General features: G+C 42.7%; 24 protein-coding genes and 1 tRNA gene. 10 read left to right on the forward strand and 15 right to left on the reverse strand.

Annotated elements, in window-relative coordinates; genetic code table 11:
• Positions 1–460: 460 nt before the first annotated feature.
• Positions 461–700, reverse strand: coding sequence for a hypothetical protein (locus IDJ76_RS08955; protein WP_191162932.1), 240 nt, complete (start codon positions 698–700; stop codon positions 461–463).
• A 268-nt stretch (positions 701–968) separates the two neighbouring features.
• Between IDJ76_RS08955 and IDJ76_RS08960 the strand changes: the two genes are divergently transcribed.
• Complete coding sequence (locus tag IDJ76_RS08960) at positions 969–1487, forward strand: DUF892 family protein (RefSeq protein WP_224746260.1); 519 nt, start codon at positions 969–971, stop codon at positions 1485–1487.
• Between the two features lie 16 nt (positions 1488–1503).
• Here IDJ76_RS08960 and IDJ76_RS08965 read toward each other — a convergent pair whose 3' ends face one another.
• From IDJ76_RS08965 to IDJ76_RS08990, 6 genes are all read right to left on the reverse strand, one after another.
• Positions 1504–1986, reverse strand: coding sequence for a DUF4385 domain-containing protein (locus IDJ76_RS08965; protein WP_191162936.1), 483 nt, complete (start codon positions 1984–1986; stop codon positions 1504–1506).
• Between the two features lie 3 nt (positions 1987–1989).
• Entirely contained in the window at positions 1990–2544 is a 555-nt protein-coding gene (locus IDJ76_RS08970; protein ID WP_191162938.1) for a GNAT family N-acetyltransferase, read from the reverse strand.
• Positions 2545–2562: 18 nt separating this feature from the next.
• Complete coding sequence (locus IDJ76_RS08975; RefSeq protein WP_191162940.1) at positions 2563–3159, reverse strand: DUF1543 domain-containing protein; 597 nt, start codon at positions 3157–3159, stop codon at positions 2563–2565.
• A 6-nt stretch (positions 3160–3165) separates the two neighbouring features.
• Positions 3166–4893, reverse strand: coding sequence for an FAD/NAD(P)-binding protein (locus tag IDJ76_RS08980; protein ID WP_191162942.1), 1728 nt, complete (start codon positions 4891–4893; stop codon positions 3166–3168).
• A 165-nt stretch (positions 4894–5058) separates the two neighbouring features.
• Positions 5059–5400, reverse strand: a complete 342-nt coding sequence (locus IDJ76_RS08985; RefSeq protein WP_191162944.1) for a HopJ type III effector protein — start codon at positions 5398–5400, stop codon at positions 5059–5061.
• A 146-nt stretch (positions 5401–5546) separates the two neighbouring features.
• Positions 5547–5619 (reverse strand) — tRNA-Phe (locus tag IDJ76_RS08990).
• A 227-nt stretch (positions 5620–5846) separates the two neighbouring features.
• Here IDJ76_RS08990 and IDJ76_RS08995 point away from each other — a divergent pair.
• The 3 genes from IDJ76_RS08995 to IDJ76_RS09005 are packed head-to-tail and all read left to right on the forward strand — an operon-like array spanning position 5847 to position 8421.
• Positions 5847–7145 (forward strand): (Fe-S)-binding protein, encoded by a 1299-nt coding sequence (locus tag IDJ76_RS08995; protein ID WP_191162946.1) that lies wholly within the window; start codon positions 5847–5849, stop codon positions 7143–7145.
• Positions 7146–7202: 57 nt separating this feature from the next.
• Positions 7203–7631, forward strand: coding sequence for a DUF2750 domain-containing protein (locus IDJ76_RS09000; protein ID WP_191162948.1), 429 nt, complete (start codon positions 7203–7205; stop codon positions 7629–7631).
• A 1-nt stretch (position 7632) separates the two neighbouring features.
• Positions 7633–8421, forward strand: coding sequence for a (Fe-S)-binding protein (locus IDJ76_RS09005; RefSeq protein ID WP_191162950.1), 789 nt, complete (start codon positions 7633–7635; stop codon positions 8419–8421).
• Between the two features lie 133 nt (positions 8422–8554).
• Here IDJ76_RS09005 and IDJ76_RS09010 read toward each other — a convergent pair whose 3' ends face one another.
• Positions 8555–9040, reverse strand: a complete 486-nt coding sequence (locus tag IDJ76_RS09010; RefSeq protein WP_191162952.1) for a hypothetical protein — start codon at positions 9038–9040, stop codon at positions 8555–8557.
• 47 nt (positions 9041–9087) lie between these two features.
• Here IDJ76_RS09010 and IDJ76_RS09015 point away from each other — a divergent pair, with 47 nt between their 5' ends.
• Genes IDJ76_RS09015 through IDJ76_RS09030 form a run of 4 tightly spaced genes read left to right on the forward strand, consistent with a single transcriptional unit; the run spans position 9088 to position 10414 of the window.
• Entirely contained in the window at positions 9088–9573 is a 486-nt protein-coding gene (locus IDJ76_RS09015; RefSeq protein WP_191162955.1) for an ABC transporter ATPase, read from the forward strand.
• 17 nt (positions 9574–9590) lie between these two features.
• The gene (locus IDJ76_RS09020; RefSeq protein WP_191162957.1) at positions 9591–9782 is read left to right on the forward strand and encodes a hypothetical protein; all 192 of its coding nucleotides are present in this window, start codon (positions 9591–9593) and stop codon (positions 9780–9782) included.
• The gene (locus tag IDJ76_RS09025) at positions 9782–10117 is read left to right on the forward strand and encodes a type II toxin-antitoxin system RelE/ParE family toxin (protein WP_191162959.1); all 336 of its coding nucleotides are present in this window, start codon (positions 9782–9784) and stop codon (positions 10115–10117) included. The genes IDJ76_RS09020 and IDJ76_RS09025 overlap by 1 nt, the downstream gene beginning before the upstream one ends.
• A 6-nt stretch (positions 10118–10123) precedes the next feature.
• On the forward strand, positions 10124–10414 hold the full coding sequence (locus IDJ76_RS09030; protein WP_191162961.1) for a YciI family protein: 291 nt from the start codon (positions 10124–10126) through the stop codon (positions 10412–10414).
• 12 nt (positions 10415–10426) lie between these two features.
• Here the strand turns inward: IDJ76_RS09030 and IDJ76_RS09035 are convergent, their stop codons facing one another.
• The 5 genes from IDJ76_RS09035 to rpsF form a co-directional block, all read right to left on the reverse strand.
• Positions 10427–10861, reverse strand: coding sequence for a hypothetical protein (locus IDJ76_RS09035; RefSeq protein WP_191162963.1), 435 nt, complete (start codon positions 10859–10861; stop codon positions 10427–10429).
• Between the two features lie 269 nt (positions 10862–11130).
• Positions 11131–11877: a monofunctional biosynthetic peptidoglycan transglycosylase gene (gene mtgA, locus IDJ76_RS09040; RefSeq protein ID WP_394367923.1), complete on the reverse strand. Its 747-nt coding sequence runs from the start codon at positions 11875–11877 to the stop codon at positions 11131–11133.
• 75 nt (positions 11878–11952) lie between these two features.
• Positions 11953–12396 carry a 50S ribosomal protein L9 gene (gene rplI, locus IDJ76_RS09045; RefSeq protein WP_191162965.1) on the reverse strand — a complete coding sequence of 148 codons (444 nt, stop codon included), beginning with the start codon at positions 12394–12396 and terminating at the stop codon, positions 11953–11955.
• Positions 12397–12411: 15 nt separating this feature from the next.
• Positions 12412–12675 (reverse strand): 30S ribosomal protein S18, encoded by a 264-nt coding sequence (gene rpsR / locus IDJ76_RS09050; protein ID WP_191162967.1) that lies wholly within the window; start codon positions 12673–12675, stop codon positions 12412–12414.
• Positions 12675–13040, reverse strand: coding sequence for a 30S ribosomal protein S6 (gene rpsF, locus IDJ76_RS09055; protein WP_191162970.1), 366 nt, complete (start codon positions 13038–13040; stop codon positions 12675–12677). The genes rpsR and rpsF overlap by 1 nt, the downstream gene beginning before the upstream one ends.
• 320 nt (positions 13041–13360) lie before the next feature.
• Here rpsF and IDJ76_RS09060 point away from each other — a divergent pair, with 320 nt between their 5' ends.
• Together IDJ76_RS09060 and IDJ76_RS09065 are read left to right on the forward strand one after the other, a co-directional pair.
• Positions 13361–13606 carry a hypothetical protein gene (locus IDJ76_RS09060; protein ID WP_191162983.1) on the forward strand — a complete coding sequence of 82 codons (246 nt, stop codon included), beginning with the start codon at positions 13361–13363 and terminating at the stop codon, positions 13604–13606.
• 72 nt (positions 13607–13678) lie between these two features.
• Positions 13679–15505, forward strand: a complete 1827-nt coding sequence (locus IDJ76_RS09065) for a DNA polymerase III subunit gamma/tau (RefSeq protein ID WP_191162984.1) — start codon at positions 13679–13681, stop codon at positions 15503–15505.
• Between the two features lie 77 nt (positions 15506–15582).
• Here IDJ76_RS09065 and IDJ76_RS09070 read toward each other — a convergent pair whose 3' ends face one another.
• Positions 15583–16017, reverse strand: a complete 435-nt coding sequence (locus IDJ76_RS09070; RefSeq protein ID WP_191162985.1) for a hypothetical protein — start codon at positions 16015–16017, stop codon at positions 15583–15585.
• Between the two features lie 78 nt (positions 16018–16095).
• A complete protein-coding gene (locus IDJ76_RS09075; protein WP_191162986.1) occupies positions 16096–16755 on the reverse strand; it encodes a hypothetical protein in 660 nt (219 codons plus the stop codon).
• Positions 16756–16899 lie beyond the last annotated feature (144 nt).

A 16899-nucleotide genomic window follows, 5' to 3' on the forward strand; every position in this document is an offset into this window, starting at 1 on the left:
AACATCAAGGGAGAATCGTGAACTTGTTTCCCGGTGTATGAAGATTGGAGCCGCAGTTTGTTAAAACTGCGTGAGCATACAGAAATAAATTCGATATAGCTTTTTTTACATCCACCTAAACTTATAAAATTTACAATTACAGTTATAGCACATATACCTTTTAAAGGGCACCCAAAACAGCAGGGTTTTTAAAACAGCATGGCGATGGATCCTATCTACATTGGTAGTGCTGCAAGATGGACATTCGGTTTTTTTGAGATATCGTTTGGCTGATAATTCAATAACTGGTGATTGCTCCATAAAATATGACTTGGGGGTACGGCTAATCGCTTACCGTTATAAGATGAGTATTTACCGGGCAAACTTGCCCGGTAAGGTACAAGATGAGATGCAACAACAGCCGTTAAGCTATCATTGGAATAGTTGTAGTTACAGCGTAAAGGCGTAACAGTAACGCGGATTAAAAAGACAGGTTTTGTCTGCGGAACAGGATCCTGTCGATGCGGTTGCCCACAGCGGCTATAACGTGTTCATCCAAAAAATCTTCGTTTCGCTGCATCCATTCGCTGCCCATTTTAAAGAGCATAGCGGCTTTACCGTCGGCAAATTTAACATTCCAAACATGCCACGATTTAAAGTATGCGCTGGTGATCTCAATAAGCTGCGCGGTGCCGTCGGGTAATTTGATTTTGTGTTTCATAGGGTATATGGTACAACTATTTGCTATAAAGACGTTGAAAAATGTTGGTTATTGTGTAGGGAGTGCATAACAAAGTTATCAGCAGTTCAATTTTCTTTAAAGTGATTTGAATATGAAGGGTTTATCGTTTAAGAATAAATTGTTTACAGTAACTAAATGTCATATAACGACTTAATTAATTTATTATCGGTGATAAAGCCATAAATGTGCTGAGTTAGCTATTATTAAGGGTAACTTCAGCAAAAGCCAGATACTCAAATATATGACCATGGAATTAGTAAAAGACAAAAGCCCCGAATTTAACCTTGGGGCAGACCAGCTCCGCATCTTCTTTATAGATCATTTAAACAGAATCTATTGCGCTAAAGAACACTTAGTTAATCGCCTGCCCGAGATAATCGAAGATGCAAATTTCTCTGACCTTAAATATGCAATTGAAGAAACATTAACAGATGTTGAGGCGCAAATAAGTCGGATGGATGAGGTCTATATTCTACTGGACGCCGAAAAATCTTTTGCAAATTGTGACGGGCTGATTAATTTTATCGACGAGTCTTTTGATTGCATTTTTAAACAAGTTTCAGATGCCGCAATCCGGGATATGAGTATTTTGTCTTACATGATAAATATTGAAAGTATGGAATTGGCATCTTTTAAAGTACTGCAACTCATTGCGGGGAAGTTCGAGAATAAGCAAATCAAACAACTCTTAAAAGAAAACTTTGACGAAGCCACTGCTGATCGAGCCTTGCTGTTGCTGATACTTGTCAAGTACATGAAGGATTAGGTTAAGAAGGGAGCCGTTAGCCCCTGGCCTTTTTCCATTCTACTTTCATCGCTTGATATGCGGGCTGTGCTTCGGCCTGTTTGTATAGCTTGTAGAAAACCTGTGCGGCGCGTGCTTTCTCTTCATCACCTGTTCCGCGGTCCAGTTGCTGATAATTATTACCTGCATCATACTTTTTACCGCCCTTGTAATTGGCGTACCGCCCGGCACGGGTAAAACCCATCTGCAAAAACTTACGGGCCATATCGGCACCTACAAAATCTTTTTGCGCTATATAATCTAAAAATAAGCGGTAAATCTTTTCGCTGCTTTTTTCAGCTATCTCTACCGTTTTAAAGCGCCAGTATTGGCCTATCTCGCTTTTATAAGGTTCGCAGATCAGTACGCCCTGCTCGCCCTTGCCTACGCGGTATTCTTCGGGATTGGCGCGGTAGTCGGTGTCGGGCCGCCAGTGGTAGGCTGCCTTGTCGAAGTTGAGGTAGGAAGGTTTATCGGCCATTCATCATAAACTATATTGCAGGTGGTAGTGTGTGCCACCCAATAATGTTTTTTCGCCCTGCACTTTAAAGCCCATTCCCTCGTACAACTGTTTTGCTTTATCATTTCCCTTACTCACTAAAAGGCCAACCGCAGGCTGTTTCAATGCTGCTGCTTTTGCTATCAAGTCCTTTAATAACTTTTTGGCAATGCCTTTTCCTTGTTGAGTAGGGTCAACTGCAAGGCAATCGATGTATAACTCACCGGGTTGGGTTTCATCCTCAGGCTGGCCTGTAAAGCCCTGGTTAGAGCGAGTATATTGAAGAAAGGGCCGGCGTAGCTTATCCAGTTCGGCACCGTCATACGCCATGATCATCCCGCTAACACCTGTACCCTCATCCCAAACTAAAATGTTTTGGTGACTGTACTGGTTGCCCTTTAAAGCAATAAAGCGTTCGAATAATGCCAACTGCACCGATGTATCTGAGCTATTGGCAAATTTTGCGGCCAAATCGCCCATGGCTAATAGTATCAAAGGAGCAATTCGAGGTGCGTCGAGTGTATTGGCTGGGCGGATCATGGAGTGTGGGTCGTTTATCTATCCGTTAGGCAGTTTATCCAGCTTAAAATAGCCTAAATGGATCACATCTTCGGGCTGGCCTTGCGATGCGGTTATCTGGATATGATAGCGATCTTTTTGAGCGGGCGACAGGATATCATCGATCCTATAAATATCATCCACATCGATGCCATATTTTTCGTCGATATGCGAGTTAGCACCCTTAACGGCGGCAATGGTTTGCGATTTAAAAAATTCCGTTTTTTTGGAGTTTTGAACTGCGCCAACCCGGTCGTCCTGTACGGATAGGACGGTGTAATGCTGCTCTTCGAGTTTATTGGCCTGGTAACCGCCCAGGTTTACAAAAAATAGTTTCTTGGCAGAGGGTTCTGTTACATCTTCTTTTAAAACTACCTGTACGTTATAACCATCAATATGGGTAACTAACCGCCAGCCATCTATATGGATACTTGACCCTGCTTCGGGCCAAAAGGCTTTAATATCCGGTACTAATTCTTTTAAACTGCGGGCTATCCCAAAAAAGTAGTCATGCTGCTCCACATTACGTTTTGGTGCTTTAGAGCCCAATAGCAGCATGTATAATTTAGGTTGAGTATCGGTTTGTATCTCGTGCATATTTTTTTATTCTTTGACCACCACATCTTCATCAAACATACTTGTGATGATCCTGGCCGATGCTGCTTCGCAAAAATCAAGCCCGGAATAATCAGGGTTAAAGCCACCAATATAGGGTACAGCCATCATATAGATGCGGTCGTTAAGCGCGCCGTAAGTATCAACTACCTGGAAATTATCATTAATGGCCACGCCTGATACCTGCAGATAATAATCACCACTGGTATCGGTGGTTACCTTTTGCCCTGCTTCCATTGCTTTCAACCCTTCGGGGGCATCCTTGAATTTTAATTTTGCAGGGGTGATTGTTCTTTTATCGATCAAGCCGGGGTAGGGTATCTCTTCAAAAGGAAGATGCGGCTGGCCAACCGAATCGACGTAAGTATCAAATTTTACCGACTGTTGTTTACCGGTTTCGTCGGTATACTTGTAGGTAGCGCCGCCGATTTCTCCGGGTTCAACTTCGCCATCCTCTCCCACACTGATCAATTCTAAAGCACCGGCAGCATGCATTGCCAGCATTTCATCGCATGAGCTTTGCGGGATGTAGGCAATTACTACCGATATGAGCGGCAACAATGTTTTTTGTAACCGCAGCATATCCTCTGCCGAAAAGTGCTTGGCCGGATAATTCATGGCAAAGCTAAGTACCCCCAACATTTCTTTCCAATAAACGGATTTACGTTGCTTAATAGAGCGTTCGGCTTCGGCATATTCTTCCTTCATCAGTTCAAACGGGTCGGCGTTTTCGCGCTGTTGCATCACTTCATCGACAAAATCTTCCATCCGCATATCTTTTATATGTGCATAGAATTCAGGGTCTTTATCTTCAAAGATTGCTTTAAAGTCTTTCTCAAAAATAAAATCAAGCGACAAGAACCCGCCGTTTTGTTTGATATGTTCGGTTATCTCATCTTCGGTCAACAATGAGCTATTGCTCAAGTGCGAATCTTCCAGGTGAAACCTCACAGCGGGTAACAAGCCGTTACGCGAGTGGAGGATGATCTTAAATTCGCTACTTTCCGGATAGGTGGTGTAGGTGGTTTTCCCACTGTCATTTTTTGAGAATGCACCATTATGTCTACCCAGCGTGCGGATCGCGTCAACTGCAGTAAGCGATGAACCCCTCACGGCAACCGCGTGGTTGGCCTTAAGCCCTAACTTATCCGGCGGGTAAGGAGAATCGAACCAGCCCTTTACCTTGCCCTCATATTTTTTGGGCCAATTGTGGCCGGTGCAAACCACCACCTGATCAAATTCGAACTTATTTTCGTAATTTATTTCCACTTGTACAATTTCCTTTTCGGCAAAGTCGGTAATATTGGTTACGGTGCTATTATAATGAACCTCAAAATCAATACCCTCATTTTTTGCCTGTTGCTGCAGCATAGCAAACTGGTCTGATAAGTATTGCCCGAAAAGTAAGCGGGGCAATACCTTGTAATCATTAAATTTTGAGGGGTCGAGATGGAATTTGTCCAGCGTGTCTTTAGGTACGGTATTTATCCAGTCGGCTACCGATGTAACCAGCTCAGGAATTTCGTTTCCCGATACGTTGGTAATATGTTCATCATTAGCGCCATATTTGCTGTAAGGCATTCCCGATCCCAACCTGTCGCCTCTCTCAAAGATATTGATGGAAAGACCGGTAATTTTGGATTCCACCAGCCTTTTAAACATAAAAAGGGCACTTGGGCCGCCGCCAAGTATGGCAATGTGTTTCTTATTTTTCAATTTTATTAATGATTACGACATGACGTGTGTATAATCAATCGAAAAATAGCTAAATTGTTTGATGCAAAAAAAGGAATTATTGAGTGAATATATCAGTTAAATATTCCTTGGCAAAATAGCACGCCCGAAAGTGATTTAGGAACTGATTTGTAAAGAAGCGTTGGCTTATTTTGCTGCCAGGGCCTCGCCTTCAAAAACTATTCCCTGCCATCCATGTGCCATAAATTGCCTGATGTTTTGATGATCCGTAGCGGTCGGGTTATCTAATACGGCGCCATAGTGCTCGGCAAAGAGGCTGAGCGTATCATCTTCACTTAAACTATTCAATCCGGCGAAAGAAAATACTTTTGCGCTCCCCTGGTTTTGTGAGGCGTCATTATATACTTCGCCGTTTTTAAAAGCTGTTGGCGTATGCGTGTAGTGTTGTTCTATAAACGCGATAACTCCTTTAAAGTCAATTGAACCATTTTTAACCCCGGTAATAAGATCTACTATTTGATTTTTCATTTAAAATTTGATGTTGATCGCAAAAATAAAGAAAAGGTTTAGTTGTAGGAGATGAGGTGTAGAACTAATAAAATTTCCTGCATGAGGGATTAAAACAGAAAGCCGTAAAAGCAAGAAAGCCCTCAACTTTCGTTGAAGGCTTTTTGTGGTATCAGCTGGGATCGAACCAGCGACACAAGGATTTTCAGTCCTTTGCTCTACCGACTGAGCTATGATACCGCTCCGTTTAAGGTTTGCAAATGTAGCGTTTTTTTTATTTCTGAAAAGTTTTTTTTAAGAAATATCACAAAATTGAAGCTGCGACTATGTTACAAGATAATTCTGCTCTTGAAATTCAGGGGGTTAGGCGTAGAATAATTATTGATTATTTTTTCAACTTTACAAATCTTGCAACGTTAAAACAATTGCATACTTTAGTCATTAATTTACTATGCACGCATAACATAATGGTTGGACAGGTTATCTTTATTATCATTTTACTGGCAGCTGCTTATTTGTTTGGCAAAAATGCGGATAAGATTAGGCGCAATATTTTGTTGGGGCGCGATGTGGACCGCAGCGACAACTCCGCTGCCCGCTGGAAGATAATGGCTAAAGTAGCCCTGGGCCAAACCAAAATGGTAAAGCGCCCCGTAGCAGCCGTAATGCATTTTTTCATATACGTTGGGTTTGTTATCATTAACCTGGAAGTGCTGGAGATTGTAATCGACGGTATTTTTGGTTCGCACCGCATTTTTGCGAAACCACTGGGCAGCCTTTATGGCTTGCTGATAGGCGGGTTTGAAATATTGGCCTTGTTGGTATTGGTATCCTGCGTGGTTTTCCTGGCCAGGCGCAACATTATTAAATTAAAGCGTTTTAGCGGTACTGAAATGACCGCCTGGCCAAAATCGGACGCGAATTATATTCTTTTTATTGAGATACTGCTGATGACGGCCTTCCTGACTATGAACGCTGCTGATCATAAATTGCAATTGCTGCATTTTGGGCATTATGCGGCTGCAGGCAGCTTTCCGGTAAGTGACCTATTAGGCCCATTACTACCGGCCAATGCAACCACGTTAGCAACTATCGAGAGAGGATGCTGGTGGTTTCACATCATAGGTATTCTGGCATTTTTAAATTATTTGCCTTACTCCAAGCATTTCCATATCCTGCTGGCTTTCCCCAATGTTTATTACTCAAACTTGGAGCCAAAGGGTGAGTTTAGTAATACGGCTTCCGTTACCAACGAGGTGAAGGCGATGCTTGACCCATCGTTCGTACCCGAAGCTACCGAGGTAAGCCGCTTTGGTGCAAAGGATGTGACCGACTTGACCTGGAAAAACCTGATGGAGGCTTATACCTGTACCGAGTGCGGCAGGTGTACATCTGTTTGCCCGGCCAACATTACGGGCAAGCTGTTATCGCCGCGTAAGATCATGATGGATACCCGCGACAGGTTAAACGAGGTAGGGAATAATATGGACAAGCACGGCAAGGATTACACCGACAACAAAACCTTATTGGATAATTATATTACCCGCGAAGAATTGTGGGCTTGTACTACTTGTAATGCCTGTGTAGAAGCTTGCCCGGTAAATATCAACCCATTGGAGATTATTACCGAGATGCGCCGTTACGTGGTGATGGAAGAATCGCAAGCCCCTGCCAGCCTAAATAATATGTTCGGCAACGTGGAGAACAACGGTGCGCCATGGAAATATAGCCAGGCGGATAGGTTTAACTGGGCGGAGAAAGAATAGCATTAAATGTGCAAATGTGCGGATGTGTAGATGTGCAATAAAAATTGAAACTAAAAAATGGAAGATACAACAGATATTAAATACACACAGTTTATAGAAAAAGTGGCCGCTACCAAGTTGGTTTGGGGGCTTAAAAGCAAAACAGGCTGGGCCAATACGGAGTCGGCAGAGGATGAAGAAGTTGGTGTGGTGCCATTCTGGTCGGACAGGGCTTTGGCAAAGATCAGCGCCCGCGACGAGTGGAAAAGCTATGTGCCTACTGAGGTACCACTGGCTATTTTTTTAGAAGATTGGTGTGTAGGCATGGCGGAAAATGAAACCCTGATTGGTATTAATTTCGATGCCAAGATGCTGGGTACCGAAGCCGAGCCGGAGTTAGTTGTATTTGATATTTTGACGAGATTAAAGGCAATCAATTCGGCTATCAAGTTTACCAATTACATCAGCATAGATGAATTTATTACAGAGATAAGCGAAGAGCAATAGCATGGAGCAAAAGATACCAACCATGGCCGCAATGGCTGCCGAAGGCAAAGAACCCGAAATATTGTTTTGGGTAGGCTGCGCCGGGAGTTTTGATGAGCGAGCGCAAAAGATAACCCGCGATATCTGCAAAATTCTGCAGCATGTAGGCATGAGCTATGCGGTATTAGGCACGGAAGAAAGTTGTACCGGCGATCCGGCAAAACGGGCTGGGAACGAGTTCCTGTTCCAAATGCAGGCTATGACTAATATCGAGGTGCTGAACGGTTACAACATTAAAAAGATAGTAACCGGGTGCCCGCATTGCTTTAACACTATCGCTAACGAGTATCCCGGCCTGGGGGGTAAATACGAAGTGATCCATCACACACAATTGATCCAGGGGCTAATAAATGAAGGCAAGTTAAAGGCCGAAGGTGGTGAAAGCTTTAAGGGCCGCCGCATTACCTTTCATGACCCTTGTTATTTAGGCCGGGGCAACAATATTTACGAAGCGCCACGCGCCGCTTTAGAGATCCTGGATACCGAACTTGTAGAGATGAAACGCTGTAAAAGTAACGGCCTTTGCTGCGGTGCTGGCGGCGCTCAGATGTTTAAGGAACCCGAGCCGGGAAAAAAGGACATCAACATGGAGCGTATGATCGATGTGCTGGAAGCCAAAGCGCAGATAGTAGCGTCGGCCTGCCCGTTTTGCATGACCATGATGAGCGATGGCGTGAAACACATGGACAAAGACCAGGAAATTAAAGTGCTGGACATTGCCGAGATAACGGTAAGGGCTAACGGGTTGTAATTATTCGATTAAAAGGGTAAAAAGGTTTACAAAAGTTTACACTTTTTGAGTGAAAAACACCTTAATATTATGAAAATCAATTATATACAAAAAAGGTGGGTTTACACTCATCACATCTTCTTTTTTAAATAAATCATAACCCTTTCGCCTTTAAAAATAGGAACGCCTGCTTCAAACTATCCAACCTCGAGGATGCAATCTTCTTAACCGGTATGCTCAAAGTTGTAGCCATAGAGTCTACATCGCCTTTGGGGTCATCATAGGTTTGGATGATGATATCGTCGGTTTGGGTGTGTACTTGCAAGGTGTCCGTCTGGCCTGTTCCGGGCAGGTAGTCAAGGCCGGTAAACCGCTTTACATTAAACGAATAATACTCTTGTTTACCCTGTTGATAAGTTTTTCGTAAACGGATAAAATGATCGGGTGTGAGCATGATCTCGTACTTCTTCAGCTTAGGCTCAACGGATGGATCATAGCTTTCCGTCAGGAATTTATTGCCCCAGCTCACCCACTCCTGTTCGCCCATAAAAGTAGCAAAGCTGTACAGAAACGCAGTTGTGGCCAATAAAAGTACGATAAGCAATGCTTTTTTCGTTTTGGGTAGAAGTGATGTTAGCATGACAACTATTAATATCTCCAAGTTAATAAATTGAATAAATTTGCTGTATGGAATTTTCTTCACAATCAAGGGTTTGGGTCTATCAATCTGACAGGAAATTAACGCCTGAAGAAGGTGTGCAAATACAAACGCACCTGGACAATTTTACCCGTAGCTGGACAGCGCACAATAACCAATTAAAGGCCAAAGCCGAGATCCGCTATAACCGTTTTTTGGTGCTGATTGTTGACGAAACCCAGGCGGGTGCAAGTGGCTGCTCCATAGATAAATCGGTTAATTTTATGAAACAGCTGGAACAGCAGTTTGGAATTAATTTATTCGACCGTTTTAATCTTGCTTACCGTGATGGTGAAGAGATTAAATCGGTTCCCCGCCATCAGTTTGAAGATTTGCTTAAGGCAGGCACCATTCATACAGAAACTATCGTGTTTAATAACCTTGCCCAAAATGTTGCCGAGTTGGAAACCAAGTGGGAGGTGCCATTTAAGGATAGCTGGCATATTCAGTTGTTTAGGGATCTGGTAGTTGCTTAAAATTATTAAATTTGTTTATGACAACTTTCACAGTGCAAATTAATGATAGCGATGCGGAGGTGGTTTTAGCTGTTTTAAAGAAGTTTAAGGCTAAGATCACTCAAGTTCCGAAAGAAAGCGAACTTACTCTCGAGATAATGGAAGCATTGCATGAGGTTAAGCAAATGCGGCATGGTAAGTTAAAATCATTAAGCCTGGATGATATTTGATGCCGCACACTATAATTTACTCATTCCGATTTATCAACAAAGCTAAAACTTTAAAAAAGAAACATTTATCGTTGGTTTCTGACTTAGCAGAACTTGAAAAAGAATTGCTCATCAATCCCAAACAGGGCGATAATTTAGGAAGTGGGCTTTACAAAGTAAGGCTTGCAATAAAAAGTAAAGGTAAAGGAAAGAGTGGGGGCTATAGGGTAATCACTTATTTGATAACTGAATCTGATCAAAGTATAACTATAAACATGCTGGCCCTTTACGATAAGAGTGAAGAGGGTAGTATAAACAAAAGTCTGCTGCTGAAATTTATAAAGGAATTGTTTTAAAAGATCATGTTCATCATCAGTTTAAACTACATTGTTCCATTAGCGGAACTTGATCAGCACATGGAGGCCCATGTGAATTATCTGAAGAAATATTATAAAGCCGACGTATTCATCATGAGTGGCCGTAAAGTGCCGCGTACGGGTGGTATCATCATTGCCCAGGCAGATTCAAAAGAGATACTGCAAAAGATTATCGCCGAAGATCCGTTTCACAAATATCAATTGGCCGAGTTTACCATTACGGAATTCCTGCCGTCCCAGTCACACCCGGACCTGAAAGGTCTGATCCGGAATTAATCGGCAGCATTGCTATTGGGCAATATTAAATGATCCAATAACGGTATGTTTGGTGCCGTCGCCATCGTCGGTAGCTAATACTTTGAAGTAACCGCGAATGTGGTATGACTTATCTATTTTGACAAAAGTTGTGGTCTTTACTTTACCGCCGCCATCATCTGCCAGCTTGAAATTTTTGTAAAGCAAACCTAACAGGTCATTAGCTCTTTCTCCCTTACTTATCGCACTGAAATTTAGCTGGAAGGTTACTTCTGGTGTGGTTTGGCTTGCAAGGATCTGGGTGTAACCTGTAGTTGCTTGTGCGTCCGGAGCGGTAACAATTGCAGTAGGGGCAGTTAAGGTAACGGTTTCGCCGCCATCTACCTGGAATACGATGGTGTTGACTGCGCCTATCGGTATGGTATAAGTAGCGTCCACCGGCGGATCGATGCCGTTGTCAACTTTCAATAGGTGTTCCCGTAGTTATAGCTTTAGAGGGGTATATAGGCGGATCTTTTTTGCAGCCGCTCACAAGTACAGCAATTATGCAGAGAAAAAAAAAGGCAGGTAGCAGCCTCATAATTAAGTAGATTGGTAAGGCTAATTTAAGAAGTTTTAGATAATAAAAGAGGCAGGTCATCCTGAATTTCAGGATCTCGCAGGCTGACAACTTCCTACTATGTACCTGTGAGTGGGATGCCGAAAGAAATTAGGCGTGACGTGATTATATATATCCTTTAAAAATCTAACGGGCCCATCCTGCGCATATTTGCCCGTATAAGGTATTGCCTGCGTTTAAGATATTTGGTTGGATGCGTTGCCGACCATTTAAGCGGACTTGGGAAAATTACCGCTATGGCAGCTGCCTGCCGGTTGGTAAGGTTAGCCGCAGGCTTATGAAAGTACGCTTGCGATGCGGCTTCGATACCGTAAATGCCGTCGCCCATTTCAATTACGTTAAGGTAAACTTCCATGATGCGTTTCTTGCTCCAGAAGGTTTCTATCAACACGGTAAACCAAGCCTCGAACCCTTTGCGGACAAAGGAGCGGCCGGGATATAAGAATACGTTCTTGGCCGTTTGCTGGCTGATGGTGCTGCCGCCAATCAGCTTTTTGCTTTTCTGGTTCTTAATTATGGCTTTTTGGATAGCGTGGAAATCAAAGCCATGGTTTTCCAGAAAAGTTTGGTCTTCGGCGGCAATGGCAGCGCGCTTCATGGGGTCGGCAATATTATTGAAACTCACCCATTTTTTATCAACCTTCCAGTCCAACCCGCGGCCTTTGCGCTCAAAGCCGCGCTGTACCATTAACCAGGTAAAGGGTGGGTTTACAAAGCGATATAATAGCACGCCAGATAAACTTGCCACCACAAAAACGATCACAGCCAGTTTAACAACCCGCCAAACAAGTTTAAAAAAACTGCCCAATTTTGATCCGGATTTTGCCGACCGGGAGTTTGTTTTTGTTGTGCGTTTCACGTTTATGCTATCTGTTTAAATAACAAAGGGCGCCTGGTAAAACCAAACACCCTTTTATAATTCTAATTTCGGTAAAGCTAATTACTCAGCAACTACTGAAAAAGGAACCTGTACTTTCACTTCTTTGTGCAGGTTAACTATTGCGGTGTAATCCCCAACAAATTTAGGCTCCTGATCAAAAGTGATACGGCGACGGTCAACTTCAAAACCTTCTTTCTTCAAGGCATCAGCTACCTGGATGGTATTGATAGCACCGAAGATTTTGCCGGTTTCGCCAGCTTTAGCACCGATAGTAAGTTTAACACCTTCTAAACGGGCTGCGATAGCGTCAGCGTCTTTACGTATTTTATCTTGTTTGAACTGGGCTTGTTTTAAGTTTTCTGCTAAAACTTTACGAGCACTTACAGTTGCTAATGTTGCGTAACCTTTAGGGATAAGAAAGTTGCGGCCATAACCTGGCTTTACATTCACTACATCGTCTTTATCGCCGAGGTTTTTTACGTCTTGTTTTAAAATAACTTCCATTTTATTTACCTCCGATTATTTTAATGAGTCTGTAACATAAGGTAATAAACCGATATGGCGTGAGCGTTTAACCGCTTGTGCCACTTTACGCTGGAACTTCAAAGAAGTACCTGTTAAACGGCGGGGTAATAATTTACCCTGATCGTTAATGAACTTTAATAAAAAGTTAGCGTCTTTGTAATCGATATACTTAATACCATTCTTTTTAAAACGGCAGTATTTTTTACGGTTATCCTCCACCTTAGGAGCGGTAACGTATTTAATTTGGTCGTTTGCCATTAGTTGTTTTCCTCCACTTTAGCTGCAGGTTTTTTGTTGAAAGCACCGCTGCGTTTTTTATCATTGTAAGCAATGGCATGTTTATCCAAAGCAATGGTAAGGAAGCGCAAAACACGCTCATCGCGCCTTAATTCAACTTCCAGTTTGTTAATTAAATCACCCGGAGCCTTGAATTCAGTTAAGTGATAGTACCCTGTAGTTTTCTTCTGAATAGGGTACGCTAATTTTCTCAAACCCCAATTATCCTCCTGGACAATTTCGGCTCCGCCATCAGTTAAAGTTTTGCTGTATTTGGCAATTGCCTCTTTAGCAGTCTCATCTGATAACAACGGGGTTAGAACGATCACGATTTCGTACTGTTGCATTATTATTTGATTTTTAATTATTTATCCCTGTATATCGGGGCTGCAAATGTAGTAAGAATTATTTAAACAACAAATACCTGTATAGCTAAAATGCGCGTAATTTAAATAATCTGATAATCAATACCATGAACTGATAAATGTGGTGTTTTCCGCTTTTCGTCGTCGTTGATAAACCTTGCTTTTTTGATTGTGATTTTATGCAGGCTTTTCCTTGCAATTGGTAATGATTTAGTAATGATTAGGTTATATAAACGTTAAAACTTTTGGTGTGCTTTACAAGTATCTTATAGTACGCAGTTTTTAATTTAAACCCCATTGTTATGCAGTTTTCAGAAAGCAGGTACCAGGAAGCAGGACACGAAGTTTTTAAGTACGACACCTTGTTTTTACAAGCACCTGATGAAGAGGAAGAGCCTATAGAGGGCGACTGGAATGACGAAGACGACGAAGATTTTGACGATCGGCTGGAAGCGGAAAACGACACCCGGGAAATTCGTGTAGGGGATGATGTGCGCGAGCCCGACCCTGAAGATGACGACCACCTGCCGGATGATGATCTGCAATAGGGCGACCTCTGATTTATTCACAATCCTGATTTGAGGTTTTAAGTTTATGCAATTGTTGCTAACTTAGTAGCTGTGGATAATTTCATAGTTTCAGCACGTAAATACCGCCCGGCAACATTTGAAACCGTTGTTGGCCAGCAGCATATCACTAATACGTTAAAAAACGCTATTAAGAATAATCAGCTGGCGCAGGCGTTTTTATTCTGCGGGCCGCGTGGAGTAGGTAAAACTACCTGTGCCCGTATCCTGGCTAAAACTATCAATTGTACCGATCTGCAACCCAACGGCGAAGCCTGTGGTCATTGCGATAGTTGCCGCGCCTTCCAAAACGGAAACTCGTTTAACGTGCATGAACTGGATGCGGCATCAAACAACTCGGTTGATGATATCCGCAGCCTGATAGAGCAGGTGCGCATACCGCCGCAAGCGGCCCGCTATAAAGTATATATTATTGATGAGGTGCACATGCTATCGCAGGCGGCGTTCAACGCATTCCTGAAAACGCTGGAAGAGCCACCTAATTACGCCATATTTATATTGGCCACAACCGAGAAGCACAAGATCCTACCCACCATATTATCGCGTTGCCAGATCTTTGATTTTAACCGCATCCGGGTAGAGGATATGGCCGGCCACCTGGCTAACATCGCCCAAAAGGAAAACATCAGTTATGAGCCGGATGGTTTGCACATCATCGCCCAGAAAGCCGATGGCGGGTTGCGTGATGCGCTCTCTATGTTCGATCAGATAGTAAGCTTTAGCGGCGGCAACGTAACCTACCGCTCAGTTATCGATAATTTGAACATACTCGATTACGATTACTACTTTAACGTTACCGATAAATTGCTGGAAGAGGACAGTGCACAATCACTGTTGCTTTTTGACGAGATCCTGTCCAAAGGGTTTGATGGCGCGCACTTTATCTCCGGCCTGAGCGAGCATTTCCGGAACGTGCTGGTTGGTAAAGACGCATCTACCGTAAAATTGTTAGAAGTAAGTGAGAGTATAAAAGCCCGTTACCTGCAACAATCGCAGGCGGCCAGCGTGTCGTTCCTGCTTTCGGCCATGAATATTGCTAACCAATGCGATATCAGCTACAAGCAAAGCAAAAACCAAAGGTTGCAGGTTGAGTTGGCTTTACTGAAGATGAGCCATCTGCAATCGGTTTTTAATATGGCATCCGCGCCAATGCCGCAAACAGTAGCTGCCCCAAACGGGGAGCTAAAAAAAAAACCTGATACCTCAGTAAATCCGGATCAAAAACCGGCGAATGACGAGGTTTCGATAATGCGCGATGCGCCTATCACGTACCATACAACCGTGGCGGCTAAGTTGCCTGAAGCGGAGGTAAAGACCGCCCCTGTTGCAGAAATAAAAGAAAATGTACCGGCAGAGAAGCCAAAAGTATTTATCCCGAACCTTCACGCGGCAGCTACGTCGGTCAAAATTCCGTCACTGAAAGATCTAACCAAAAAACTTGAAGAAGAAGCTTTGGTAGAAGAGGACCCCTATTTAAAAGGAAACGATAAACAAGCTTTTACGATAGATGATTTTCTGAAATTATGGACCGCCCATGGCGCTAAATTAAAGGCTGAAGGTAAGCCTGTTACCCTATTTGGCATTTTCACCAATGTAACGCCTATAGTTTTGGGCCCGGAGAATTTTGAGGTATTGGTGTCAAACAAAATTCAGGAGGTTGCATTCAGAGATGAACGCCCTTATCTGCTCAACTTTTTACGCACCAGTTTAAAGAACTTTAGTATCGAAGTAAACGCGAGGGTTGAAGAGGTAACTACGGTGCGGAAACCCTACACGGCTGCCGAAAAATTCCAATATATGGTCGGCAAAAACCCACAATTGATTGATTTAAAGAACAGGTTTAACCTGGAGTTTGATTAAAACTTGTTTTACCTGCCAAGGTTATCATAAACTAAAAAGGCTGCTATTTGATAGCAGCCTTTTTAGTTTATTGTAGATTATATGGAATTGCCCGGTGTATCGTTTTTAGGATAACCTTCTTCGTCTAAATCATCGCGATCATCTTCCGGTGTGTGTGCCAGGGCTTCATCGCGGGGGTTAAGTTCTACTATTTTGCCGCTGTCAATGTGCATGCCCAAGGCATCGGCGTCAGTTTCTATTGAGCGGTTTGCATCATATTCGCCATTTACATCATACGGGTTGGCTTCGTCGTAAGTAGAATCCATATCCTCACCATTTTTTACGGTAGTGTCATATGGGTCGGGGTGGTCGTAATCGGGGTTATCACCTTTTACGTCGTACTCAAAACTGTTGTTTTTTTCGTCGTAATTGAGGTTTTCAAGCTCGCCGGTCTCATCTAGTTCACTGTCTGATGGGGTTACAAGGTCTTCCGGGTCAACACTAAATTCTGGTTTTTTATCTTCAGGTGTCATAGGTAGTTTATTTTAGTATACATGTATACGTTAAAAACCCTGCCAAAAACAAAAAGGAATAGAAATATTAACTTGGGCTTAGTAGGATACTTTTTTGCGATAAGACGTAACACCACCAATAGCAAATTTAAGCGTAATGCCATACTGAATAAAGTTATCCTTGCTTGTACCCGCTTTAAAACCGTCTAAGCCATCGCCAAAATCGTGATTATATGTGCCACCGATGTCTACTTTAAAAGAGGGTTCGTCATACTGGTTAAAGAATTTAAATTCGTAACCCAGGCGTATCGGTAAAAAAAGTTCGTTGCTCTTATCTTCGCCTGGCGTAACATAATCAGTAATTACATACGACTGGCGGTTAATGGCGTGCATACTATTCATGATGTAACCGAAACCGGCAGATACATAAAGGTTTTTTAAGCCGTTAAAGAATTTACTATCCGAGTAACGGATCAGTTCGCCCGCCTGTAACTGGCCCCTAAAAACAATCGCTTTATAAACATTGCGAAAATACCTGCCCGACATAGAATTTACGTCGCCACCCTCTAAAATGCCACCCTGTGCTTCCACTACATAATTTACGTAAGGTGTGTAATTGTAAGTGAAACTGATATGTGCAGATGGGGTGCTCCGTATGGTTTCGGCATCGCCATAGACTCGGTTAATGTTGCCGCCAAAGCCCAGGTCATACTGGGCATAGTCATATCCAATTTGTGCTTTTGATAACAGGGTTGCCAAACATAGCATTATAGCACACAGAGTCGTTCTCAAAAGCAATTTTATCATATAAATACTTAACACTACGTGTAATAGGCAGAAAGCTAAATTTTTATAAAAATAGCACAAAGTTTTAAAAAGCAATAATACGTTTAAATTAATTGT

It is taken from the genome of Mucilaginibacter glaciei (assembly GCF_014773245.1).
GTDB lineage: Bacteria > Bacteroidota > Bacteroidia > Sphingobacteriales > Sphingobacteriaceae > Mucilaginibacter > Mucilaginibacter glaciei.